This window comes from Brevundimonas sp., from assembly GCF_023259385.1.
Classification (GTDB): domain Bacteria; phylum Pseudomonadota; class Alphaproteobacteria; order Caulobacterales; family Caulobacteraceae; genus Brevundimonas.
The window spans coordinates 1-22066 of the sequence record NZ_JAHFPF010000022.1 but is presented as its reverse complement, the minus strand read 5'-3'; the positions used below and the strand labels follow the sequence as shown (position 1 = coordinate 22066).

General features: G+C 69.6%; 28 protein-coding genes. 14 read left to right on the top strand and 14 right to left on the bottom strand.

The genetic code is table 11. The features are described 5' to 3' along the window. From Q0C81_RS03060 to Q0C81_RS03050, 3 genes are all read left to right on the top strand, one after another. Positions 1-686, top strand: a 686-nt coding sequence (locus Q0C81_RS03060) for a glutamate-cysteine ligase family protein (protein WP_291833346.1), incomplete at its 5' end; no start/stop codon positions are given. Next, positions 641-1078 carry a VOC family protein gene (locus tag Q0C81_RS03055; protein WP_291833343.1) on the top strand — a complete coding sequence of 146 codons (438 nt, stop codon included), beginning with the start codon at positions 641-643 and terminating at the stop codon, positions 1076-1078. The genes Q0C81_RS03060 and Q0C81_RS03055, both read left to right, overlap by 46 nt. 113 nt (positions 1079-1191) lie before the next feature. Further along, positions 1192-2763 carry an ATP-binding protein gene (locus tag Q0C81_RS03050; protein WP_367117967.1) on the top strand — a complete coding sequence of 524 codons (1572 nt, stop codon included), beginning with the start codon at positions 1192-1194 and terminating at the stop codon, positions 2761-2763. Positions 2764-2778: 15 nt separating this feature from the next. Here Q0C81_RS03050 and Q0C81_RS03045 read toward each other — a convergent pair whose 3' ends face one another. Continuing rightward, positions 2779-3078, bottom strand: coding sequence for a hypothetical protein (locus tag Q0C81_RS03045; protein WP_291833337.1), 300 nt, complete (start codon positions 3076-3078; stop codon positions 2779-2781). Between the two features lie 112 nt (positions 3079-3190). Here Q0C81_RS03045 and Q0C81_RS03040 point away from each other — a divergent pair, with 112 nt between their 5' ends. The 4 genes from Q0C81_RS03040 to Q0C81_RS03025 all read left to right on the top strand — a co-directional run bounded on the left by Q0C81_RS03040 (position 3191) and on the right by Q0C81_RS03025 (position 6269). Then, positions 3191-3772: a TetR/AcrR family transcriptional regulator gene (locus tag Q0C81_RS03040; RefSeq protein WP_291833334.1), complete on the top strand. Its 582-nt coding sequence runs from the start codon at positions 3191-3193 to the stop codon at positions 3770-3772. A 33-nt stretch (positions 3773-3805) separates the two neighbouring features. Beyond that, positions 3806-4555 carry a DUF72 domain-containing protein gene (locus tag Q0C81_RS03035; protein WP_291833331.1) on the top strand — a complete coding sequence of 250 codons (750 nt, stop codon included), beginning with the start codon at positions 3806-3808 and terminating at the stop codon, positions 4553-4555. A gap of 120 nt (positions 4556-4675) precedes the next feature. Further along, positions 4676-5401 carry an acetoacetyl-CoA reductase gene (phbB, locus tag Q0C81_RS03030; RefSeq protein WP_291833328.1) on the top strand — a complete coding sequence of 242 codons (726 nt, stop codon included), beginning with the start codon at positions 4676-4678 and terminating at the stop codon, positions 5399-5401. A 100-nt stretch (positions 5402-5501) separates the two neighbouring features. After that, positions 5502-6269 (top strand): DUF4908 domain-containing protein, encoded by a 768-nt coding sequence (locus tag Q0C81_RS03025; RefSeq protein WP_291833325.1) that lies wholly within the window; start codon positions 5502-5504, stop codon positions 6267-6269. Here Q0C81_RS03025 and gloB read toward each other — a convergent pair. Then, the gene (gene gloB, locus Q0C81_RS03020; protein WP_291833322.1) at positions 6259-6987 is read right to left on the bottom strand and encodes a hydroxyacylglutathione hydrolase; all 729 of its coding nucleotides are present in this window, start codon (positions 6985-6987) and stop codon (positions 6259-6261) included. The two genes, Q0C81_RS03025 and gloB, sit on opposite strands and share 11 nt — an antisense overlap. Positions 6988-7032: 45 nt before the next feature. Here gloB and Q0C81_RS03015 point away from each other — a divergent pair, with 45 nt between their 5' ends. The 5 genes from Q0C81_RS03015 to Q0C81_RS02995 all read left to right on the top strand — a co-directional run bounded on the left by Q0C81_RS03015 (position 7033) and on the right by Q0C81_RS02995 (position 11692). Then, positions 7033-7776, top strand: a complete 744-nt coding sequence (locus Q0C81_RS03015; protein WP_291833320.1) for a methyltransferase domain-containing protein — start codon at positions 7033-7035, stop codon at positions 7774-7776. A 24-nt stretch (positions 7777-7800) separates the two neighbouring features. Next, positions 7801-8301 carry a histidine phosphatase family protein gene (locus tag Q0C81_RS03010; RefSeq protein WP_291833317.1) on the top strand — a complete coding sequence of 167 codons (501 nt, stop codon included), beginning with the start codon at positions 7801-7803 and terminating at the stop codon, positions 8299-8301. Continuing rightward, the gene (locus Q0C81_RS03005) at positions 8298-8654 is read left to right on the top strand and encodes a DUF952 domain-containing protein (protein ID WP_291833313.1); all 357 of its coding nucleotides are present in this window, start codon (positions 8298-8300) and stop codon (positions 8652-8654) included. Before Q0C81_RS03010 ends, Q0C81_RS03005 begins: the two co-directional genes overlap by 4 nt. Next, the gene (locus Q0C81_RS03000; RefSeq protein WP_291833310.1) at positions 8645-9682 is read left to right on the top strand and encodes a quinone-dependent dihydroorotate dehydrogenase; all 1038 of its coding nucleotides are present in this window, start codon (positions 8645-8647) and stop codon (positions 9680-9682) included. The genes Q0C81_RS03005 and Q0C81_RS03000 overlap by 10 nt, the downstream gene beginning before the upstream one ends. A 66-nt stretch (positions 9683-9748) precedes the next feature. Next, complete coding sequence (locus Q0C81_RS02995) at positions 9749-11692, top strand: ATP-binding protein (RefSeq protein ID WP_291833308.1); 1944 nt, start codon at positions 9749-9751, stop codon at positions 11690-11692. Here the strand turns inward: Q0C81_RS02995 and Q0C81_RS02990 are convergent. Both Q0C81_RS02990 and Q0C81_RS02985 read right to left on the bottom strand, forming a co-directional pair. Then, a complete protein-coding gene (locus tag Q0C81_RS02990) occupies positions 11653-12102 on the bottom strand; it encodes a very short patch repair endonuclease (protein ID WP_291833305.1) in 450 nt (149 codons plus the stop codon). The two genes, Q0C81_RS02995 and Q0C81_RS02990, sit on opposite strands and share 40 nt — an antisense overlap. Before the next feature lie 54 nt (positions 12103-12156). Next, positions 12157-12642, bottom strand: coding sequence for a peroxiredoxin (locus Q0C81_RS02985; RefSeq protein ID WP_291833302.1), 486 nt, complete (start codon positions 12640-12642; stop codon positions 12157-12159). Positions 12643-12768: 126 nt separating this feature from the next. Between Q0C81_RS02985 and Q0C81_RS02980 the strand changes: the two genes are divergently transcribed. Beyond that, the gene (locus Q0C81_RS02980; protein ID WP_291833299.1) at positions 12769-13338 is read left to right on the top strand and encodes a YqgE/AlgH family protein; all 570 of its coding nucleotides are present in this window, start codon (positions 12769-12771) and stop codon (positions 13336-13338) included. Here Q0C81_RS02980 and Q0C81_RS02975 read toward each other — a convergent pair. From Q0C81_RS02975 to Q0C81_RS02965, 3 genes are read right to left on the bottom strand one after another with little or no spacing between them, the layout of a single operon-like run. Further along, entirely contained in the window at positions 13335-13727 is a 393-nt protein-coding gene (locus Q0C81_RS02975) for a hypothetical protein (protein WP_291833295.1), read from the bottom strand. The two genes, Q0C81_RS02980 and Q0C81_RS02975, sit on opposite strands and share 4 nt — an antisense overlap. Then, positions 13724-15391 (bottom strand): bifunctional diguanylate cyclase/phosphodiesterase, encoded by a 1668-nt coding sequence (locus Q0C81_RS02970; protein ID WP_291833289.1) that lies wholly within the window; start codon positions 15389-15391, stop codon positions 13724-13726. The genes Q0C81_RS02975 and Q0C81_RS02970 overlap by 4 nt, the downstream gene beginning before the upstream one ends. 26 nt (positions 15392-15417) lie before the next feature. Continuing rightward, the gene (locus tag Q0C81_RS02965) at positions 15418-16008 is read right to left on the bottom strand and encodes a GNAT family protein (RefSeq protein ID WP_291833286.1); all 591 of its coding nucleotides are present in this window, start codon (positions 16006-16008) and stop codon (positions 15418-15420) included. Positions 16009-16139: 131 nt separating this feature from the next. On the opposite strand from Q0C81_RS02965, the gene Q0C81_RS02960 reads away from it, so the two are divergent. Further along, entirely contained in the window at positions 16140-17120 is a 981-nt protein-coding gene (locus Q0C81_RS02960) for a DUF2268 domain-containing putative Zn-dependent protease (protein ID WP_291833283.1), read from the top strand. On the opposite strand, the gene Q0C81_RS02955 is transcribed toward Q0C81_RS02960, so the two are convergent. The 7 genes from Q0C81_RS02955 to Q0C81_RS02925 form a co-directional block, all read right to left on the bottom strand. Continuing rightward, entirely contained in the window at positions 17117-18328 is a 1212-nt protein-coding gene (locus tag Q0C81_RS02955; RefSeq protein ID WP_291833282.1) for a pitrilysin family protein, read from the bottom strand. The two genes, Q0C81_RS02960 and Q0C81_RS02955, sit on opposite strands and share 4 nt — an antisense overlap. A 50-nt stretch (positions 18329-18378) precedes the next feature. Beyond that, the gene (locus Q0C81_RS02950) at positions 18379-19119 is read right to left on the bottom strand and encodes an SURF1 family protein (protein WP_291833279.1); all 741 of its coding nucleotides are present in this window, start codon (positions 19117-19119) and stop codon (positions 18379-18381) included. Continuing rightward, complete coding sequence (locus Q0C81_RS02945) at positions 19112-19501, bottom strand: DUF983 domain-containing protein (protein ID WP_291833276.1); 390 nt, start codon at positions 19499-19501, stop codon at positions 19112-19114. Before Q0C81_RS02945 ends, Q0C81_RS02950 begins: the two co-directional genes overlap by 8 nt. After that, complete coding sequence (locus Q0C81_RS02940; RefSeq protein WP_291833274.1) at positions 19498-20406, bottom strand: cytochrome c oxidase subunit 3; 909 nt, start codon at positions 20404-20406, stop codon at positions 19498-19500. Before Q0C81_RS02940 ends, Q0C81_RS02945 begins: the two co-directional genes overlap by 4 nt. Before the next feature lie 52 nt (positions 20407-20458). Further along, a complete protein-coding gene (locus tag Q0C81_RS02935) occupies positions 20459-21025 on the bottom strand; it encodes a cytochrome c oxidase assembly protein (RefSeq protein WP_291833270.1) in 567 nt (188 codons plus the stop codon). Then, positions 21022-21201: a hypothetical protein gene (locus tag Q0C81_RS02930; RefSeq protein WP_291833268.1), complete on the bottom strand. Its 180-nt coding sequence runs from the start codon at positions 21199-21201 to the stop codon at positions 21022-21024. The genes Q0C81_RS02935 and Q0C81_RS02930 overlap by 4 nt, the downstream gene beginning before the upstream one ends. A 4-nt stretch (positions 21202-21205) precedes the next feature. Further along, on the bottom strand, positions 21206-22066 hold an 861-nt coding region (locus Q0C81_RS02925), incomplete at its 5' end, for a heme o synthase (protein WP_291833266.1).

The following is a 22066-nucleotide window of genomic DNA, read 5'->3' as shown; positions in this document are numbered from 1 at the left end:
CCAACGTCTGGACCGACACCGATCCGGACCGCACCGGCATTCTCGACTTCGTCTTCCAGGACGGCTTCGTCTTCGAGCGCTACGCCGACTATGCGCTTGACGTGCCGATGTATTTCGCCAAGCGCAACGGCCAGTACATCGACCTGTCGGGCCGCTCGTTCCGCAAATTCATGGATGGCCGGCTGGACGACCTGCCGGGCGAGCTGGCCACGCTCAAGGACTGGAACGACCACCTGACGACGCTCTTCCCCGAGGTGCGGCTGAAGGCCTATCTCGAGATGCGCGGCGCCGACGGCGGGCCGTGGAGCCGCATCTGCGCCCTGCAGGCCCTGTGGGCCGGCGTGCTGTACGACGCCCCGTCGCTGTCCGCCGCCTGGGACCTGGTCAAGGACTGGGACATCGCCGACCACGAACGCCTGCGCCGTGACGTGACCCGGCTGGGCCTCAAGGCCGAGGTCGGCGGCCGCACCGTGCAGGCCGTCGCCAAGGACATGGTCGAGATCGCCCGTCAGGGCCTGAAGAACCGGGCCCGCTTCTCGGGCGGCATGGTCGATGAGCGCGGCTACCTGTCCGAACTGGAAGACATCGCCGCCAGCGGCGTGACGCCCGCCGAACGGCTGCTGGAGCTGTACAACGGCGAATGGCAGGGCGACCTGACCCGCCTGTACCGCGACTTCGCCTACTGATGCGCCCGCGCGGCATTGATCACGTGGTGATCCGCACCCGCGACCTGGAGGCGATGATCGCCTTCTATTGCGAGGTGATCGGCTGCACCGTCGAACGCCGCCGCGACGACATCGGCCTGATCCAGCTGCGGGCCGGCGACGCCCTCATCGATCTGGTCCCGGTCGCCGGCGTGCTGGGCGCCAAGGGCGGGGCGGCGCCGGGTCCGGAAGGCCGCAACATGGATCACCTGTGCCTGCGCATCGCCGACTTCCAGATCAAGGCCGTACGGGCCCATCTGAAGTCGCATGGCGTCAAGCTGGGCGACGAAGGCCTGCGGTACGGCTCCACCGGCGAGGCGGTATCGATCTACATCAGCGACCCCGACGGCAACGACCTGGAACTGCGCGGCTGACGCCCCCGCCCGGCGGCCTGCGCATGGCGATTTGACGCGGACCAATGCAATCCGACCTTAACATCACGGCGTTAAGGTTGATGTCCCGGCTACCAGCGGACGCCCCATCGACGATGACCTGCCCTGCCCCCGCCAAAAGCTCCAACGACGACACGGCGCCCGGCGCCGGGGGGCAGGCGGAACTGGCCAACTTCTTCGACGTCTCCCTCGACCTGCTGGTCATCCGCGAGCTCGACGGGCGCCTGGTTCGGGTCAGCCCCTCCTGGCGGGCGGCCATGGGCTATGCGCCGGCGGAGCTGCAGGGGACCTATCTGCTGGACCTGGTCCACCCCGACGACCTGCCCGGAACCCGGGACAGCGCCCGCGAGGTCGAGAACCGGCGTCCCGGCGCCCCCGTGGTGGGCCATATCAACCGCTACCGGCACAAGGACGGCCACTACCGCACGCTGGAATGGCGCGCCCAGCGGTCCGGCGACCGCATCTACGGCGTGGCCCGCGACGTGACGGATCGGGTCGCGGCCGAGCAGGCCCTGCTGGACGCCAAGGCCGCGGCCGAGGCGGCGAACCGGGCCAAGTCCGACTTCCTGGCCAATATGAGCCACGAGATCCGCACGCCCCTGAACGGGGTCATCGGCATCGTTGACGCCCTGTCGCGCACCGCGCTGGACGCCGGCCAGACCGAGATGGTCGAGCTGATCCGCAGTTCGGGCGTGACGCTGGAGCGGCTGGTGTCCGACATCCTCGACGTCTCCAAGATCGAGGCGGGCCAGTTGGACCTGGAGTCGCGGCCCTTCGATCTGGACGAGGCCCTGGAGCCCATCGCGGTCATGCAGACCCGGGCCGAGGACAAGGGCCTGGCCTTCCACGTCGAACGCGATCCCGAGGCGCGCGGGATGTTCCGCGGCGACAGCACCCGCATCCGCCAGATCCTCGGCAACCTGCTGTCCAACGCGGTCAAGTTCACCGCCGAGGGCGCGATCACCGTGCGCGTCCAGATGGCGGAGGGCCGGCTGGCGATCTCGGTGGAGGACACCGGCGTCGGCTTCGACGCTCACCACGCCTCGCACCTGTTCGAGCGCTTCAACCAGGCCGACAGCACCATCACGCGCCGCTTCGGCGGCACCGGCCTGGGCCTGTCCATCTGCCGCTCGCTGGTCGAGATGATGGACGGCGAGATCGAGGCCCAGTCCGCGCCCGGCGAGGGCAGCCGCTTCCGCTTCGCCCTGCCGCTGGAGCGGGAGCAGAGCCTCGACGACTATGACGCGCGCGACGCCCGCGGCGGAGGGGGCGCCCATCCGCTGACCGAGCGCGCGCTGCGGGTCCTGCTGGCGGAAGACCACCCGACGAACCAGCGCGTTGTCCAGCTGATCCTGGCCAGCCACGGGGCCGAGGTGGTCATCGCCGGGGACGGCGCCCAGGCCGTCGCGGCGTTCGAGGACGACGACTTCGACGTGGTCCTGATGGATATGCAGATGCCGGTGATGGACGGCCTGACGGCGACCCGCGCCATCCGCGCGCTGGAGGCGGCCTCGCCCGGTCGGGGGCGCACCCCGATCGTGATGCTGAGCGCCAACGCCATGATCGAACACCGCCAGGACGCGATGGCCGCCGGCGCCGACAGCCATGTCGCCAAGCCGATCACCGCCGCCAGCCTGCTGGCCGGGATCGAGGCGGTGATCGATTGACGACCGGCGGCTTTCTTAAGCGGCCACGGCCGTGTTGCACTGGGCGATCTCGGCCTGGGTCAGGGCCAGGCCGCCGCGGCTGAAGCCGGAGACTGCGCCGGTGCGGGCCACGAACCGGCGGCACTCGCGCATCAGCGGCTGGGCCGCGCCGCCGCCCCGGCCGACGCAGGCGCCGTCCGGACCGCAGGCCCAGTTGCGGCCGTCGAGGTTCAGCCGGATCTCGCGCGGCTGGACCAGGGTGGCCGAAGCGCCGGTGGGAGCCGGCGCAGGTTGAACGGCCAGAAGGGCGGCCGTCATCAGGGACATGAGAAGCATGGCGCTTCCTCCTCGGAGGGGGTGGTCAGAACGACCGGGATCGGATAAAAGTGACCGGTCGTACACCTATAAGTGACCGATCGGTCACTTTGAGTCAACAGGATTTCCGCTGATGCCGCCCAAGGGCGAGTCCACCCATGCCCGGCTGATCGACGAGGCGATGGCCCAGGTCACCGTGCGTGGGCTGGCGGCGGTCAGCCTGGCCGACGTCGCCGGCGCGGCGGGGGTGTCCAAGAGCGCAGTGCTCAAGCATTTCCAGTCCAAGGAGGCGCTGCAGGCCGAGGTGGTCGACGCCATGATCGCCCGCTTCACCGCCGCCGTCTGGGCCCCGGCCGAGCCGCTGGCGCAGGGCCGTGAGCGGCTGGACCGCATCTTCCAGGGCGAGCTGGACTGGATCGACGGCGAGGACCGGCCGGGCGGCTGCCCGCTGAAGGCGGCGGCCATCGAACTGGACGATCAGCCCGGCCCGCTGCGCGACACCCTGAAGGACAGCCAGATCCTGTGGGCGAAGACGCTGAAGCGCGAGTTCCGGACCTTGAAGCCCGACGCCGACAGCGTCGCGCTCGAGATCCTGGTGTTCCAGTTCAAGGGCATCGTGCTGGCCTACGGGCATTCGCGCCGCCTGCTGGACGACGATACGGCCCGTGCGCAGGCGACGGCGGCCTATCGGGCGCTTGTGGGATCGGCGGTCTGATCCTAGGTCCTTGGACGACAGGGAGAGGACACCATGACAGGCACCATTCGGGTCGGCATCGGCGGGTGGACCTTCGAGCCGTGGCGCGGCGTCTTCTATCCCGACAAACTCAGCCAGAAGAAGGAGCTTGAGTACGCCTCCAGCAAGCTGAGCTCGATCGAGATCAACGGCACCTACTACTCCGGCTTCAAGCCCGAGACCTGGATGAAATGGCGCGACGAGACGCCGGACGACTTCGTCTTCGCGGTGAAGGCCAGCCGGTTCTGCACCAATCGCAAGGTGCTGTCGGAAGGCAATGAGAGCTTCGAGCGGTTCCTGGACCAGGGCCTGACCGCGCTGGGCGACAAGCTGGGGCCGATCAACTGGCAGTTCATGGCCACCAAGAAGTTCGACCCGGTCGACTTCGAGGGCTTCCTGAAGCTGCTGCCCAAGGAGAAGGACGGCATCCGGCTGCGTCACGCGCTGGAAGTCCGCAGCCCGACCTTCGACACCCAGCAGTTCTACGATCTGGCGGCCAAATACGGCGCGGCCATCGTCTACGCCGAGGACGACGAGGCGCCGGAATGGCCCAGGATCGACCTGCCGACCGCCGACTTCACCTATGCGCGCCTGATGTCGAGCAGGCCGGACGAGCCGACCGGCATGACCTCGGCCGAACTGGACGGGATCGCGGCCCGGGCGAAGGACTGGGCCAAGCGCGGCGACGTGTTCGCCTACTTCATCGCCGGGGCGAAAGTGCGCAATCCGGCGGCGGCGCAGGCCCTGATCGCCAAGCTCGGCTGACGCGCCGACGATAAAGCTGCGTAACGGCGTCTTTCCGCGCAACGGCGCGCGGGCTAAAGCGTATCCATACGGCAGGCGGTCCGCGTCAGAGACCGCCGCTCAAGGGAAAAGGAAGCGCATATGGCACGCGTCGCACTGGTCACGGGCGGAACCCGCGGTATCGGCAAAGCCATCGTGCAGCGGCTGAAGGAGGACGGCATGGCCGTCGCCGCCGGCTATTCGGGCAATACCGAAGCCGCCGAGGCCACGGCCCGCGAGCTGGGCGTGATGGTGGTGAAGGGCAATGTCGGCTCCTATGACGACTGCGCCCGCGCCGTCGCCGAGGTCGAGGCCGAGCTGGGGCCCGTCGACGTGCTGATCAACAACGCCGGCATCACCCGCGACGGCTTCTTCCACAAGATGAGCGCCGACCAGTGGTCGGACGTCATCCGCGTGAACATGGACAGCGTCTTCAACATGACGCGCCACGTGATCAACGGCATGCGCGACCGGGGCCACGGCCGTATCGTCAACATCTCCTCGATCAACGGCCAGAAGGGCCAGATCGGCCAGACCAACTATTCCGCCGCCAAGGCCGGGATGATCGGCTTCACCAAGGCGCTGGCGCTGGAGAACGCGCGCAAGGGCGTGACCGTGAACTGCATCGCCCCAGGCTACATCGACACCGAGATGGTGGGCGCGATGGACGAGAAGGTCCTGGCCGGAATCATCGCCCAGATCCCGGTCGGAAGACTCGGAAAAGGCGAGGAAATCGCCGACATGGTGTCCTGGCTGGCCGGTGAACGTGCCGGATATGTCACAGGCTGCACCCTGTCGCTGAACGGCGGTCAGTATCTGGTCGGCTGATCCGATCCCTGCCCAAAATCCGCCGCGTGACGACTGCACCAAGTCAGCCATGGAGTTGACGGCAAGGGTCAGAATGGCGCGCGGGCCGCTTCCGACCGTGATGGCGCTTGCCATCGCGGCGGCGGCATTGCTGTCCGCTGCATTCACCGCGCCCCAGGTCTTCGCCCAGGAACGCGGCAACGCCCAGGCCGAGCAGAGCCAGGCGCTGCGCAGGCGGGGTGGCGCCAATCACGCGCCACCGCCCGTCGGACGATACATATCGGAATCGGGCGAGGCCTTCACCCTGGACCGGTCGGGGCAGCGCCCCCTGCTACGCTTCGATCGCCGCGACGAGACCTGGGTGCTGCGCCCCACCGCCGCGCCGCGCGGGGACGTCATCTACCGCAACGACGCCGGCCAGCAGATCCTGCGCTTGACGCCCGGCGGCGGCATGACGGTCTTCACCAGCCGCGCGCCGGGCGGGTCGCCCGTCTCGCTGACGGGACCGGGTGAAGCGCTGACCCAGCCGTCGCTGGGGCCGGCGCAGCTGTTCCAGCTGATGACGCGCCGCAGCGCCATGATGAGCCAGACCATGGGTCGGCTGATCGAGATCAATGTCGACACCGATGCGGACGCCGAAGGCCTGACCGTCGAAGCCCTGATCCTGTCGACCGACGCGGTGCTGCGCATCGCCCGCTCGCCGACGGGCCGGTCGTCGCTGAACCAGTTGCGCCGCATCGTCATCGTTCAGGGCGGCAGCACGGCGGTCACCTATGTGCGGGGCGAACTGCGCATCGTGGTCGCCCCGACGCAGGGCGTCGCGGGGCGTCCATCGTCCGCGCGGGTGATCCGCGCCTTCCTGCCGCAGGACCCGACGCCTAACCGTTAAAGCCGTCCTTGGCCGCGCGCCGGGCCGCGAAGTCCGCGGCGTCCGCCGCCCGCAGGAACGGATTGAAGGCCTTCTCCGAACCGATGGTCGTGGGCACGGTGGGCTGGCCCCGCTCGCGCATCGCCATGATCTCGGCGGCGCGCGCCCGCATCTCGGGCCGGTCGTCGAGGCTGAGGGCGAAGCGCGCGTTGGCGGCGGTGTACTCATGCGCGCACCAGACTGTCGTCTCGTCCGGCCAGGCGGCCAGCGTCCGCAGGCTGTCCCACATCTGGTCCGGCGTGCCCTCGAACAGGCGGCCGCAGCCGAGAGTGAACAGGACGTCGCCGACGAAGGCCTGACCGTCCGACGGCGCGCGATAGACGATGTGGCCGAGCGTGTGCCCCGGCGCGTCAGACACCTCCAGCACCGTCTCGCCCAGCATAACCGTATCGCCGCCGCGCACCACGCGGTCCAGCGGCGCGGCCTTACGCACCTCCTCCGGGCCGACGATCTCGCAGCCGGTCTCGGCCTGCAGGACGGCGTTGCCCTGGGTGTGGTCGGGGTGCCAGTGGGTGTTCAGGATCAGGTCCAGCCGCCCCCAACCCGACCGCTCCAGCTCCGCCAGTATGGCCGCCGCGTCGGGCGTATCGACCGTCGCGACGGTTCCGGTCGCCGTGTCGCGGACCAGGAAGCCGTAGTTGTCGTTCAGGCAGGGGAAGAGGCGGATTTCGAGGGTCATGACGCCATTCTGGCAGCCGCTCCCCGGCGGGTCTATGCTGGCCCCATGCGGCGCAGCATCGAGGACCTGAGGATTTTCTACGGCGAGCCCGCAGGCGCGCTGGCCCGCCGACTGCTGGCCCGCCGGCTCGAGGACGCCTGGGGCGAGGCCAGCAACTGCGACGTGCTGGGCCTCGGCTATGCGACACCGTGGCTGGAGGCCTTCATCGGCGCACGCCGGGTGGTCGCCGCCATGCCGGGCGGTCAGGGCGTCGAGCTGTGGCCGCAGGCGGGCAAGAACCGCACCGTGCTGGTCGAAGACCGCCGCCTGCCCTTCGCCGCCGGATCATTCGACCGCATCCTGATGGTCCATGCGCTGGAAGAGGCCGAGGACGCCCAGGCGCTCATGCTGGAGGCGGTGCGGGCGCTGGCGCCGGCGGGCCGGGTCATCCTGGTGGCGGCGGCGCGCGGCGGCCTCTGGGCGCGGTCCGAGAACACCCCCTTCGGCCACGGACGGCCCTTCACCCGTCGCCAGCTGGAACGGCTGGTGCGCGAGGCGGGGCTGGAGCCGGCGGCCTGGTCCCAGACCCTGTATGTGCCGCCGTGGGGTCCGCTGCTGCCGCTGGCCGACGGGCTGGAACAGATCGGCAAGCATGTGCTGCCCGGAGCCGCCGGCGTCATCCTGCTGGAGGCCACCCGCCAGGCCTACGCCAGGGCCCGTCCCGGCGGGGCGGTGGCCACCGTCCCGGTGCGGAACTCCGCACTGCAGCCGCAACCGGCCTCGCGCGCCCGGCGTGATCTGGCCGAATAGGCCGAACACCCGTAAAGGCGGCCCATGCAGCGACTGATCCTGATGCGCCACGCCGAGGCGGAACGGGCGAGCGGCTCCGGCCGTGACCGCGACCGCGACCTGTCGGCGCGTGGCCGAAGCGACGCCGCCCTGATGGGCCGCGCCCTGGCGGCCAGAGGCGTGCGCCCGGATCTGGCGCTGGTCTCCCCCGCCTCCCGCACCCGCCAGACCTGGGCCTTGGTCCACGACGCCATGGGCGATGTCGAGGTGCGCGACGACGAACCGCTCTACAACGGCTCGGTCGATACGCTGCGCCGTCATATCGAGGCGGTCGAGGACGAGGCCGGTTGCCTGCTGGTGGTGGCGCACAATCCGGGCGTTCACCTGCTGGCTGTCGAATATCTGATCGAGAGCGCCGCCTCGCCGTCCGTGCTGGACCGGATGAGCGGCGGCTTCCCGCCGGGGGCCGCGGCCCTGTTCACGGTGGATGTGGCCGGGCGCTGCACCTTCGAAGGCTTCCTGCAGCCGCGGGACATCGCCGAATGAGCGAGATCGCCTACAAGCTGGTCGACCACGCCGAGTGGGAGCTCGCCCGTCTGGACGGCGCCTATGCCGGGTCGGCGGTCGACCTGAAGGACGGCTACATCCACATGTCCAGCGCGGCCCAGCTGGCCGAGACGGCGCGCCGCCACTACGCCGGGCGTGGCGACCTGCTGTTGATCGAGGTGGACCTGGCGGTTCTGGGCGAGGCGCTGAAGTGGGAAGCCTCGCGCGGCGGCGATCTGTTTCCACACCTGTTCGCCCCGCTGCCCGTTTCCGCCGCCCGCGACGAGCGTGGCCTGTCGGTGGATGCGGACGGGATCATGCGATTCGAAGACGGAGCCGTCGGATGGCCCTGACCGACCTCGGCGCGGCCCTGTTGCGCCGCCTGGATCCCGAGATGGCCCACCAGCTGGCGATCAAGGCGCTGCAGGTCACGCCCCTGCCCGCGCCCGGCGCCGACGATCCCGTGCTGCACACCCGTCTGGCCGGGCTGGACCTGCCCAATCCGGTCGGGCTGGCGGCGGGTCTCGACAAGAACGGCGAGGCCCTGCACGGGCTGGCGCGCCTGGGCTTCGGCTTCGTGGAATGCGGCTCGGTCACCCCGCTGGCCCAGCCCGGCAATCCGAAGCCGCGCCTGTTCCGGCTTAGTGAAGACCGGGCGATCATCAACCGGATGGGCTTCAACAACGCCGGGCTGGAGGCCTTCGCGGACCGACTGGCGCGCCGCCCGAAGACGGCGGTGATCGGGGCCAACCTCGGCGCCAACAAGGATACTGAGGACAAGGCGGCCGACTATGTCGCCGGTCTGGTCCGGCTGAAGGGTCTGGCCGACTACGTCGCCGTCAACGTCTCCTCGCCCAATACGCCGGGCCTGCGCGCCCTGCAGGGCCGAGCAGCGCTGGACGACCTGCTGGGGCGGCTGGCGGCGGCCCGCGGCGATGACCCGACCCCCGTCTTCCTGAAGATCGCGCCCGACCTGACCGCCGACGAGATCGGCATGATCGTCGAGGCCAGCCTGGACCACGGCCTGGACGCCCTGATCGTCTCCAACACCACGCTGGACCGCCCCGACAGCCTGCGCTCGCCCGACAAGGACGAGGCCGGCGGCCTGTCGGGCGCCCCGCTGCGGGCGCGGGCGCTGGACGCGCTTCGCGCCGCCGCCGACGCCTCGGCCGGTAAGCTGCCCCTGATCGCGGTCGGCGGCATCGATTCCGGGGCCGAGGCCTGGGCCCGGATCCGCGCCGGCGCCTCGGCGATCCAGGTCTATTCCGCCCTGATCTACGAGGGGCCCGGCCTGGTGTCGCGGATCAAGCGCGACCTCGCCGCCCGCCTGCGCGCGGACGGCTTCTCCACCGTCTCGGAGGCCGTTGGAACGGGCCGTTGACGGACCGTTAGGGCAGACGCGTCATGGTGGAAGGAAGGGCGAGTACGCCCATCCTCGGGGAGACGCATGGCGAACACCGGCGCCAGCAACACGACGCCGATGACCGATCCATGGGTCATCGCCATCCGCCAGCGTCGCAAGGCGCTGTTGCAGCGTCTCGGCATGGCCGCCGCCAGCGCCCTGGTCTTCAGTCCCCTGATCGGCTGGAACATCAGCGTCGGATGGGTGCTGGGCTACTTCCTGGTTCAGGGCCTCGACCTGTGGGCCTTCGCCCCGATCATCGGCGGCCGCGCCCAGAAGCTGACCGGCTTCCGCGCCCTGGCCGGGGATCTTCTGCTGTTCGTCAACGCGGGCTATTTCGGCAGCCTGTCCGTCCCGCTGTGGCTGATCGGCGGTCCGATGGGCGGGGTCTGCGCGGCCATGCTGCTGTCGGCGGGCGCCATCTATTCGATGATCAATGCGCCGCGTTCCATGCGCGTGCTGATCCTGACGGTCACGCCGCAGTTCCTGTACCTGACCTCCATCCCCGTGTTCATGGCCCTGTTCGGCGGCTCGACCGGCTTCGTGACCGCCGCGGCCATCGCCGTGGGCGTCTTCATCACCTACTGCCTGTCGACCTGGCAGCGGATGAACGAGGCGCGCACCGCCGAGAGCGCCGCCCGGATCGAGGCCGAGCAGAAGCGTATCGACGCCGAGCGCATCATGGACGGCCGCAGCGCCTTCCTGGCGACGGTCGGCCACGACCTGCGCACCCCCATCAGCGCCATCCTGACCGGCGCGGCAGAGCTGGAACGGGGGGCCAACGACGGCTCCGCGCGCGCTCAGGCCCGCCTGATCAGCGACGCCGGTTTCATGATGAAGGCCCTGCTGGACGATCTGCTGGATCACGCCAAGCTCGAGGCCGGCCATATGACCGTGGACGCGGTCGATTTCGACCTGCGCGAACTGCTCAACCAGACCGTCCGCCTGTGGCGCGGACCGATGCGGGCCAAGGGTCTGAAGTTCCGCGTCGAGGGCGCGGCCACCATGCCCGCCTCGGTGCGCGGCGACCCGATGCGCCTGCGGCAGGTGCTGAACAACCTGATCTCCAACGCCATCAAGTTCACCGACAAGGGCGCGATCACCCTGCGCCTGAACGGCTGGACCGAGGAGCCCGGCGGTTACGCCGTCCTGATCGAGGTGGTCGACACCGGCCCGGGCATGACCGCCGCGCAGGTGGCCCGCCTGTTCACCCCCTTCGACCAGACCATGGACGGGGTCAGCGCGCGTCACGGCGGCACCGGCCTGGGCCTGTCTATCAGCCGGCAGCTGGCGGACCTGATGGACGGCCGTCTGACCGCCCGCAGCCGTCCTGGCGAGGGCGCCCGCTTCACTCTGGCCCTGCGCCTGGCGCCGGGAGAGATGACCGAGGCGGTCACGCCCGGCCTGGATCAGGAAAGCCGCGACGCCGTCGCCCGCGTCCTGTCGAACCGGCAGGGCCCTGCCGCCCCCGCCGTCGCGCCCCGCCCCCTGGAGACGGCTCGCCCCGCTCCGGCTCCCGTCGCCGCCGAGCCCGCGCCCGAACCGATCGCGGACGAGGCCTATGACGACGAGGACGAAGGCCGTCCGATGCGGGTGCTGGTGGTCGACGACCACGACATCAACCGCCGCGCCATCCAGCTGATCCTGCAGCCGCTGGGCTGCGACATCGCCACCGCCGCCGACGGCATGGCGGCGCTGAAGATCTGCGAACACACCGCCTTCGACCTGATCTTCATGGACGTGCGGATGCCGGAGCTGGACGGGCGCGAGACGACGAAGCGCATCCGCGCCGGAAACGGCCCGAATGCGGGCGTGCCGATCATTGCGGTGACCGCCGACACCTCGCCCGAGGACATCGCCGCCTGCACCGCCGCCGGCATGACCTATTTCGTGCCCAAGCCGATCACGCCGCCGATGCTGCTGGGCGCCATCACCCATGTGATGACGGATCAGGGCGAAGCGGACGATATCGAGACGGCCGCCGCCTGATCGCGCACGGCCGCCAGCAGGCGGTCGGGACAGTCCGGCGCCTTCATCGCACATTCCCAGACGGTGACGACCCGCCAGCCCAGCGCCTGCAGCGCCTCCGCGTTGGCGGCGTCGCGGGCGCGGTTGCGGTCGATCTTGGCGATCCAGTAGGCGGCGTTGGCCTTGGGCTTTCTGGACCCGCGCGGGCAGTCATGGCCGTGCCAGAAACAGCCGTGGACGAAGACGACGGTCCGCCGCCCCTTCATGACCACGTCCGGCCGCCCCGGCAGGCCGGCGCCGCCCAGCCGATAGCCGATCCCGGTCGTGCGCAGGATGCGGCGCACGGCCAGTTCGGGCGTGGTGTCCTTGCCCTTCACACGGCGCATCACGGCGCTGCGCTTTTCCGGGGTGAAGACGTCGGTTGAACCCATCGGTCGCGAGGCCCTCAAGTAGCCGAGGGGCGGTAGGGCCTCGCGACCAACGCTTTAAAGCTGCGCCAGCAGGTGCTCGGCCGAGGACACCTTGAACTCGCCGCCCTGCTCGATGTTCAGCTGTTCGACGACGCCGTCCTTGACCAGCATCGAGTAGCGTTGCGAACGCTCGCCCATGCCGAAGCCCTTGGCGTCCAGCGCCAGGCCGAGCTGGCGGGTGAAGTCGCCGTTGCCGTCGGCCAGCATCAGGATGTCTTCCTTGCCGATGCCCTGGCTGTCGGCCCAGGCGCCCATGACGAAGGCGTCGTTGACCGACACGCAGGCGACGGTGTCGACGCCCTTGGCGGCCAGGTCTTCACGGTGATCCTTGAAGCCGGGCAGGTGGCGGGCCGAGCAGGTCGGGGTGAAGGCGCCCGGAACGGCGAACAGGGCCACGGTCTTGCCCGCGAAGATGTCGTCGGTGCTGACCGGCTTGGGGCCGTCGTCGGTGGCCCGGGTCAGGTTGGCCGAGGGGATACGGTCGCCGATCTGGACGGTCATGGCAGGCTCCTGGAAGGAAGATGAGGATCAAACTCCCGGACCAGATAGGCGTTGCCGAGGGCCGCGCCAACCGCCTGCGTCCACGCCGCGCTTGCGCCGCCGCCCTCGCGTGCCGATCATAAGGGCATGGACGACTTCCAATCCCTCGTCGGACGCCTGCTGGTGGCCATGCCGGGCATCAGCGACCCCCGCTTCGAGCATGCGGTGATCCTGGTCTGCGCCCACGGCCCGGACCACGCCATGGGCCTGAGACTGGACCGCCCCGCCCCGGGCGTGGACCTGAAGGCGGTGCTGTCCAATCTGGACACCCCCGCCCCGGACGGCGCCGCCGCGCGCAAGGTGCTGGTGGGCGGTCCGGTGGAGCGGGAACGCGGCTTCGTCCTGCACACCGACGACTGGATGATGGAGGACGCCTCGATGCCCTTCGGCGAGGGTCTGGCCATGACCGGCACGCGCGAGGCGCTGGCGGCCATGGTCGATCCGCTCAAGGGGCCGCGTCAGTCGATCCTGCTGCTCGGCTATGCGGGCTGGGGCGACGGGCAGCTGGAGGATGAGCTGGTCGAGAATGTCTGGCTGACCGCCGACGCCGATCCGGGCCTGATCTTCGACACCGACTACGACGCCAAATGGGCGCGGGCCGTGGCGACGCTTGGCGTCGATCCCGCGCAACTGTCAGGGCAGGCCGGGCGGGCCTAGGGCCTCACGCCCTCGCATTTCGACAGCAGCCAGCGCGCGCGATCCGTCAGCGCGGTCTCGCCGGACGCGACCTCTTCGACGCTGACGCCTGTCCATTTTCGCGAGTGGCGCATGAGGACTGCGACCCTCCCATCGACCCGGCCGTCGACCCGACCGCACCACAACCTGGTCCGGCGCCGCTGAGATCCATCGGAATCGATGAAGTTCGGCCCTTCGGCGAGGTGGATCACAGCCTCGCCGAAGGAAGGATCATTTTGCCGAAGCGCGCGCTCGACAGGCCCCGCGCCCGAGTTGGTCCACTTTTCCCAAGCGCCCCACCCGACAAGGCCGAGAGCCGCGACAATACCCAGGATGCGCAGCCATCCCGGGGTCTTGTCTCCGATCATCAAGCCGACCGAGCCTTGATCGGCGCCGTCCCATCAGCGAGGGACTCGTTCAGATAGACCTCGGCCTCCTGCGCGGGCAGGGCCTGGGCGTAGCCGAAGCCTTGCCCGTAGTGACACTGGGCCTCAAGCAGCAGCTTGGCGAGGCCGGCGTTCTCGACGCCCTCGGCGACGACTTCCAGCGACAGGTCGCGGCCCAGGTTGACGACCGATTTGACGATCTTGGCCGAGCCCTCGTCCTTGTCCATGGTCAGAACGAAGTAGCGGTCGATCTTCAGCGTGTCGAACGGCAGCTTGGCCAGATAGCTGAGCGACGAGAAACCGGTGCCGAAGTCGTCCAGCGCCAACGAGGCCCCGGCGTTGCGCAGCTTGGTCAGCGTCTCGGCGGCGCGGGTGGTGTCGCGCATGATGTCGCCTTCGGTGACTTCCAGCTTCAGCGCGCCCTTGGGCAGGCCCGCCTCGCTGATGATCCGCGAGACGTCTTCGACAAGATTGGCCCGCTCGATCTCGCCGACCGACAGGTTGACGCTGCAGAACAGCTTGCCCGCCGACGGGTGTCGGGCCAGCCATTCGGCCAGCTGCCGCGCCGAGGCGGTCATCATCAGCAGGCCCAGGTCGTTCATCAGGCCCATCTCGTCGGCCAGGCCCAGGAATTCATCCGGCGGGACCATGCCGCGCTTGGGGTGACGCCAGCGGGCCAGAGCCTCGAAGCCCGCGACCGCGCCGGTGTTGAGGTTCACGATCGGCTGGTAGAAGGGCTCGATCTCGCCGCGCACGAAGGCGTTGCGCAGGTCCGCTTCCAGCGCCAGGCGGGACAGGCTGTCGCTCTCCAGCGCGCGGCCATAGGCGGCGATGCCGCCGCGCCCGGCGGTCTTGGCCTGTTCCACCGCCAGTTCGACCCGGCGCAGCAGTTCGGCGGGATCGGCGGCGTCGGGGCCGCCCTCGACGGTCACGCCGCCGATGGAGACCGTCGGATAGATGTCGAAACCGGCGACGCGCAGCGGCTGTTCCAGCGCCTCGCGCAGGCGTTCGGTCGCCGCGCCAGCGCCGCGCGGGACCAGGATGGCGAACTCGTCCTCCCCGATGCGGGCGGCGTTGGAATCGTGCGGGAAGGCGGCGTTCAGGCGCGAGCCCAGCGCGGCCAGCACCAGGTCCGCGCGTTCATGGCCCAGGGCCTCGTTGAGACGGCGCAGGCGGTCGACGTCGGCCACCACCAGCTCGAACTCGCCCATCTGGGTCAGGGTCTCGCCGGCGCGCGACAGGAAGGTGCGGCGGTCCAGAAGGCCGGTCAGGTGATCGCGGTGCGAGGCGGCGAACTTGGTTTCCAGCGCCACGACGCCAGCGGCGCGCAGGCCGTCTTCAAGCCAGACCCCGCGCCAGATGCAGGTCTCGGAATCGCGCATGCGCAGGCGAACGGCGACCTCGGTCCCCTCCTCCTGCGGCTTGAGAATCTTTTCAGCCAGCGCCCGGTCCTGCGGAATGGCCACGGCGGTGAAGGCGGCGCCCGAGCATTCGGGGGCCAGCGGACCCAGCCCGAGGGCCCGCGTCGCGCCCGTGAACCGCATCTGATCCTCGGCGGGCGTCCAGATCCACAGCGCGGCATCGGCGGCGGCCAACGCCTCAATGGCGGTCGTCGCGTCACAGGCCAGACTTCTGGAGCGAGTGTTCACGCGCCGCGGTTCTCCGGTGCACGGCGTCAGCCGGCGCGCCCGGCCCCGTCATTCACGCGGCCGAACAGGAGATGATCTGCCCAACCGCCGTTAATTTTGAGATAAGCCCGCGCCCGGCCCTCATGCTCGAAGCCCGACTTCTCCAGCACCCGGCGCGAGGCCATGTTGTGCGGCACGCACGCCGCCTCGACCCGATGCAGGTTCAACTCGGTGAAGGCGAAGCCGACGAGGGCGCGCACCGCCGCCGTGGCGTGGCCCTGCCCGGCGAACGGGCGGCCGATCCAATAGCCGATGGTGCCGGTCTCGGCGACGCCCCGCCGGACGTTCGACAGGGTGACGGCGCCCACCAGCGTTCGCCCGTGATCGGTGAAGATGAAGAAGGGCCAGGCGTTCCCGGCCTCCAGTTCGCGCTGATAGATCGCCAGCCGCCGCTTGAAGGCCGCGCGGGTCAGGTCGTCCTCCGGCCAGGTCGGCTCCCACGGCTGGAGATAGGGATAGGACTCCTGCCGCAGCATGGCCCAGGCCTCATGGTCGGCCGAGCGCGGCGAGCGCAGGATGACCCCCTCGCCCTCCACCACGGGTCCGCCCGCGTCGCTGATCCAGTCCAGAAGCGCCATGACCTCAGAATAAACCGCTCGCGGCCGCCTTGGCGACGGTTTCGGCGCTGGATGGGGGCGAAATTACCGGAGTTTCATTTGACGGCGCGGCCAGTCATCGGCCCCTAGCGCGGGACGTCGCGGGAGATCAAATGACCAGAGCGCTGCTTTTCGCCACCCTGCTGATGGCCCTGGGGCCGTCGACGGGCGCCCTCGCCCAGGCCCCCGCCTCGCCGGGCGCGATCGTCGTCGTCGATGACGACGTGGCGCGGTTCTGGACCGCCTATGACGCAGTGCGCGGCATGGCCGATCCTGTGCAGCAGGAGGCCGAGTTCCAGCGCCTCTATATCGACCAGGGCACGCCTGGCCTGCGCGCCTTCATGGAAGCCAAGGGCTACAGCGCCGCCACCTATGTCGCCGCCATCAACGCCTACCCCCGCTACTGGGACACCGTTCGGCCGCGCACGGCGCTGGCCGCCGGCGCCCTCGTCCGGCTCGAGGGGCACCTGGATCGCTTCCGCGATCTCTATCCGGACCTGCGGCCGGCCGGCATCTATTTCGAGGTCGGGGCCCTGCGCTCGGCGGGCACGACCCTGGACGACAAGGTGCTGCTCGGCGTCGAGATGGCCACCGGAGACCAGAGCGTCGACACCTCGCAGATGTCGGCCGGACTGCAGAGGTTCTTCGCCGGATATTTCGCCAGCAACCCGCTCGCCAACCTCGACCTGCTGGCGGTGCACGAGGTGGTCCACACCCAGGAGCGCGGTGAGCGCCAGACCCTGCTGGCCCAGGCCGTGTACGAGGGCGTGGCCGACTTCGTCGCCGAGCAGGTCACCGGCCGCATGCCCGACCTGGCCTATGTGACCTACGGCCCGCAGAACGACGCCGCGATCAAGGCGGCCTTCCGCCGGGACATGATGGCCAACGACTACAGCGGCTGGCTCTACAACAGCACCGACAACGCCTTCGGCGTTCGCGACCTGGGCTATTACGTCGGCTACGCCATCGTTTCGCGCTATCATGCGCGCGCCGCCGACAAGCCCGCCGCGATCAAGGCGATGATCGAGCTGGACTTCGGGGATCAGGCCGCGGTTCAGCGCTTCGTCGACGCCTCCGGCTATTTCGCTGACTAGCTGAAAAGAGCATCCCTGAAGGCCGCACCCGCCGGGGCGGCGGCCTTGGGACCCAGCACCGCCGTGGCGGCCAGGCCGGGCGCCAGGCACCCTGCGGCGGCGGCGCGGACGTCCTCGGCGGTCTGGGCCAGGGTGCGGTCGGCCATGGTCTGGGACGCGATGGGCGCGCCGAAGAGCAGCACCTGAGCCGCGGCCCGGCCCGCACGAGCCGCCGGGCTCTCGTCCGACATCCACAGGCCGGCGTTCAGCACCGCCTTGGCGCGCGACAGCTCGGCGGCCGTGGGACCGGTGTCGGCCAGCGCCTTCAGCTCGGCGGCGCAGACCTGGGCCAGTTCCACGGCCCGGTCGGCCGAGGCTCCGGAGTAGATGCCCAGGACGCCCGCGTTCTCATAGGGCTCATGATAGGCGTCGATGGCGTAGGCCAGTCCCCGCTCCTCGCGGGCGCTCTGGAACAGGCGCGAGGCCATGCCGCCGCCCAGGATCTCGCTCATCAGCCGCGTGGCCGCATAGGCGGGGTCCAAGGCCGACGGCGCCGGCAGCTGGAAGACGATATTGGCCTGTTCGATGCGCCGGGTCAGGGCTGCGTCGCCGCCGGTGAAGCGGGGCGTATCCGGCTCTTCCGCCGGGGCCGCCGCCTGATCGCCGAACCAGCGCTCGGCCAGGGCCAGCAGCTCGGCCTCATCTACCGCGCCGGACGCCGCCACCACCATGCGGTCGGGGGAATACAGGCGGGCGCGCCAGACGCCGATGGAAGCGCGGTCGATCGGCTTCAGACTGGCCACGGAGCCCAGGATCGGACGTCCCAGCGGCTGGCCGGCGAAGGCGCGCGTCTGGGCCATTTCGAAGACGTGGTCGTCGGGTGTGTCGAAGGCTTCGGCGATCTCCTGGGCCACCACGTCCTTTTCGCGCACGATCTCGGCGGGATCGAGCATGGGGCGGAAGACGAGGTCGGAGAGAACCTGCATGGCCAGCGGCAGGCCGCCCTCCAGCGCCCGCACCTCGAAGCTGGTGCGCTCATAGCCCGTGGCGGCGTTGATCGAGCCGCCTTCGGCCTCGATCCGCTCGACGATCTCCCGCGCGCCCATGTCGCCCGCGCCCTTGAACACCAGATGTTCGAGGCAGTGGGACCAGCCTGAGGTGGCCTCGCTTTCCCACTTGGCCCCGCCGCGCACGGCGACGGTCAGGGCGAGGGTGCGCAGACCCGGCATGGGATCGCAGACGACGCGGACGCCGTTGGACAGAGTGTGGAGGGTAGCGGTCAGGAAGAGCTCTTTTCAGTGTCGCTGGACGGCGTCGAGGGGCGCAGCTTGCGCCGAAGCAGGGCCACGTAGGTTCCCGCGAGCGCCAGCGCCAGTCCGAACCATGTCAGGGCATAGCCGAGGTGGTTGTTGGAGAAGGCCGCGGGCGGGGCCGAGGGCTGCAGCGCCTGCCATTCCGGATTGGTCGAGGACAGGGCGTAGAGGGTGCGCGGATCGACGGCCTCCGTCACGCCCAGCGCGCGGGCCATGGCGACGGTGTCCCGGGCGTAGAAATGCGTCCCGCTGACGGCCGGGGCCATGGGGCCTGGCGGCGGCGTATGGCGCACCTCGACCGTGACCTCCAGCGGCGCCCCCGAGGCGGCGACCGGCGGGCGGGCGGAGATGGTGTCGGCGATGAAGCCCCGATCGACCAGGAAGGTCGAACCGGCGCCCTCGGGACGGCAGGCCGAAACCAGCCGCACGCCGACCTGTCCCTCCTGAATGGTCTGGAGTTCGACGAACGGGGCCGTGGCCAGCCCGCCACAGACGATGATCGCCTTGCGGAATTCCGGATCGGCGGCGGCCAGGACGGCGGACAGGGGCTGCGGCGGGGCCGTCGCACCGGCCTCGGCCTCCGCGATCAGGGCCTCTTTCCACTGCAGGCGCTGCACCTGCCATGTCCCCAGCGCGCACAGCAGGACCAGCGACAGTCCGGAGGCGATGGTCAGCCCCCAGGGGAAGCGAACGCGGGCCTCAGCCATGGTTCGCCTGCCCGGCCTTGTTGCGCATCTGGAGGGCGATCATCACGCCCTTGCCCGGGCGCATCAGCCCGATCGACAGCCCGGCCACCAGCGGCAGGGCGATCAGCAGCAGGAGCCAGATCGGCGGGTTCCAGGCGATCATGGCGAACAGGGCGCCGAAGACCACGACGCCGCCCGCGATCTGCATGATGAAGATGGCCGCGCCGTCGCCGGTGTTCAGGCGGCTGTAGTCGAAGCCGCAGGCCTCGCACCGGTCCACCACCTTGAGGAAGCCCGCATACAGCGGCGCCTGATCGCAGTTGGGGCAGCGGCAAAGCAGACCGGCGCGGATCGGGTCGATCCGCGCCGGTTGATTGTTCAGACCTGAGGGCCCGTCGATCACCCGAAGGTGACGTAGACGAAGGCGAACAGGAACAGCCAGACCACGTCCACGAAGTGCCAGTACCAGGCGGCCGCCTCGAAGCCGAAATGCTTCTCGGGGGTGAACTGGCCGGCCAGCAGGCGCAGCAGGCACACGATCAGGAAGATGGTCCCGATCAGGACGTGGAAGCCGTGGAAGCCCGTCGCCATGAAGAAGATCGAACCGTACAGGCCCGAGTTGATGGCTTCTTCGTTGAAGAACAGGTTCTCGTGGATGATGTGGCTGTACTCGTAGACCTGGACGGCGGTGAACAGCACGCCGAGCGCGATCGTGATGATCAGGCCGATCTTGGTGGCCTTGCGATCACCCTGCGCGATGGCGTGGTGAGCCCAGGTCACGGTCGTGCCGGACAGCAGCAGGATGACGGTGTTCAGCAGCGGCAGCTGCCAGGCGTCCAGGGTCTCGATGCCCTTCGGCGGCCAGGTCGACCAGGCCTTGGCGGTGTCTGCCCAGGCGCCGACTTCCGGAATGTGGGCGCGAGCCTCGTTGAAGATGCTCATTTCGAAGAACATCCAGAAGAAGGCGGCGAAGAACATCACTTCCGAAGCGATGAACAGCAGCATGCCATAGCGCAGGCCGATCGAGACGACCGGGGTATGATCGCCCTGGCGGCTTTCCTTGATCACGTCGGCCCACCAGCCGAACATCGACACCAGCACGCCGGCCAGACCGGCGACGAACAGGACCTTGTCGCCCTTGGCCAGCAGGGCCCCGGCGACCGGACCGGCGTCAGCCGACGCCAGCCCCTTCATCCAGACGACCGCGCCGATCATCATGATCGTGACGGCGATCGAGGACACCAGCGGCCAGGGGCTGGGGTTCACCAGGTGATAGTCGTGATGCGGAGTCGCGTGGGCGTCGGCCATCTGTATCTCTTGAACGGTCGAGAGTCGTATTGGGGGCAGGCTATAGCGCCCGCTATCCGGCCGCGCCAGAGGGCGAGACGCCGTTTACGGCCTGCTGGAACCGCTCGGTCGGATAGAAGGTGTAGCTGAGGGTGATTTCGGTCACGCCGCGGCTCTCGCGGTCGGTCGCCATTTCGGGCGCCACGAAATACTGGACCGGGAATTTCATGGTCGCGCCGGGCTGGATGATCTGCTCGTCGAAGCAGAAGCACTGCAGCTTCTGGAAATAGGGTCCGGCGCGCTCCGGCACGACGTTGTAGGCCGCCTTGGCGCTGATCGGCTTGTCCGAGGTGTTGGTCACGTCGAAGAAGGCCATGCCAGTTTCACCGATGCGGACGCGCTGGGTCACCTGCTCGGCCCGGAAGGTCATGGGCAGGTCGCGGACGTTGGTGTCGAAGCGGACCAGCACCGTCTGGTCCAGCTGGACATCAGGAGCCCTCTCGGCCTTCTTGACGGTGCCATCGAAGCCAGTGACCTGGCAGAACATGCGGTACAGCGGCACGGCGGCGAACGACGCGCCCGTCATCCCCATCACGCCCAGCACGCAGACGATGGCGACGGCGTTTCGCGACAGCTTCATTGGGCGTAGCCCACCGGCTGGCCGGCGGCGATGGCCGCCTCGCGGGCGTCCAGGTTGCGCTTGAGGTTCAGCACCGTGACGCCGAACACCAGGATCATGAAGCCCACCAGCACCCCGGCGATGGCCAGGTTGCGCTTCTTGCGGGCGGCGAGTTCTTCAGGGGTCAGGCGGCGCATGGGCTTACAGTCCCGGGGTAAGGCTCTCGACCAGCAAGGCGGCGAACAGGGCCATCAGGTACAGGATCGAGAAGGCGAACAGGTTGCGCGCCGGTTTGGCCTCGGCGCGGACGTCATACAATGCGGCCTCTCGCCCCACGGCCTCGGCCTTGTCGGGCTGATCGCCGGCGCGCGAGCGCCACAGGCGGATCGCCAGCAGCAGGAAGCCGAGCCCGCCGACCAGCGAGACCCCCAGATAGATCACCCCGCCCAGTCCCGTCAGGCCCGGCGCGATCGCCGCGGGCAGGAACAGCAGGGTGTAGATCAGGATCTGCAGCCGGGTGCTCTTGGCGCCCCGGGCCACCGGCATCATCGGAATGCCGGCCTTGGCGTAGTCGCCGGCCGAATACAGGGCCAGGGCCCAGCTGTGCGGCGGCGTCCACAGGAAGATGATCAGGAACAGCAGCCAGGCCTGCCACGGGGCCTGGCCGGTGGCCGCCGCCCAGCCGATCACCGGCGGCAGCGCGCCCGCGGCCCCGCCGATGACGATGTTCTGGGGCGTCCGGCGCTTCAGCAGCAGGGTGTAGAAGACGGCGTAGTAGAGGATGGTCAGCAGCAGCAGGCCGCCCGCCAGCCAGTTGGTCGTCATGCCCAGCAGCATGACCGAGAAGACCGACAGGACGACCCCGAAGGCCATCGCATCGTTCTTCCGGACGCGGCCCGCCGCGACCGGCCGGCCGCGCGTGCGCCGCATCAGGGCGTCGGTTTCGCCCTCCAGCGCCATGTTCAGGGCGCCGGCCGCCCCCGCGCCGACGGCGATGCACAGCACGGCGATGGCGGCCGAGATCCAGTCGATGGCGCCGTGGGCCACGACCAGGCCGGTCAC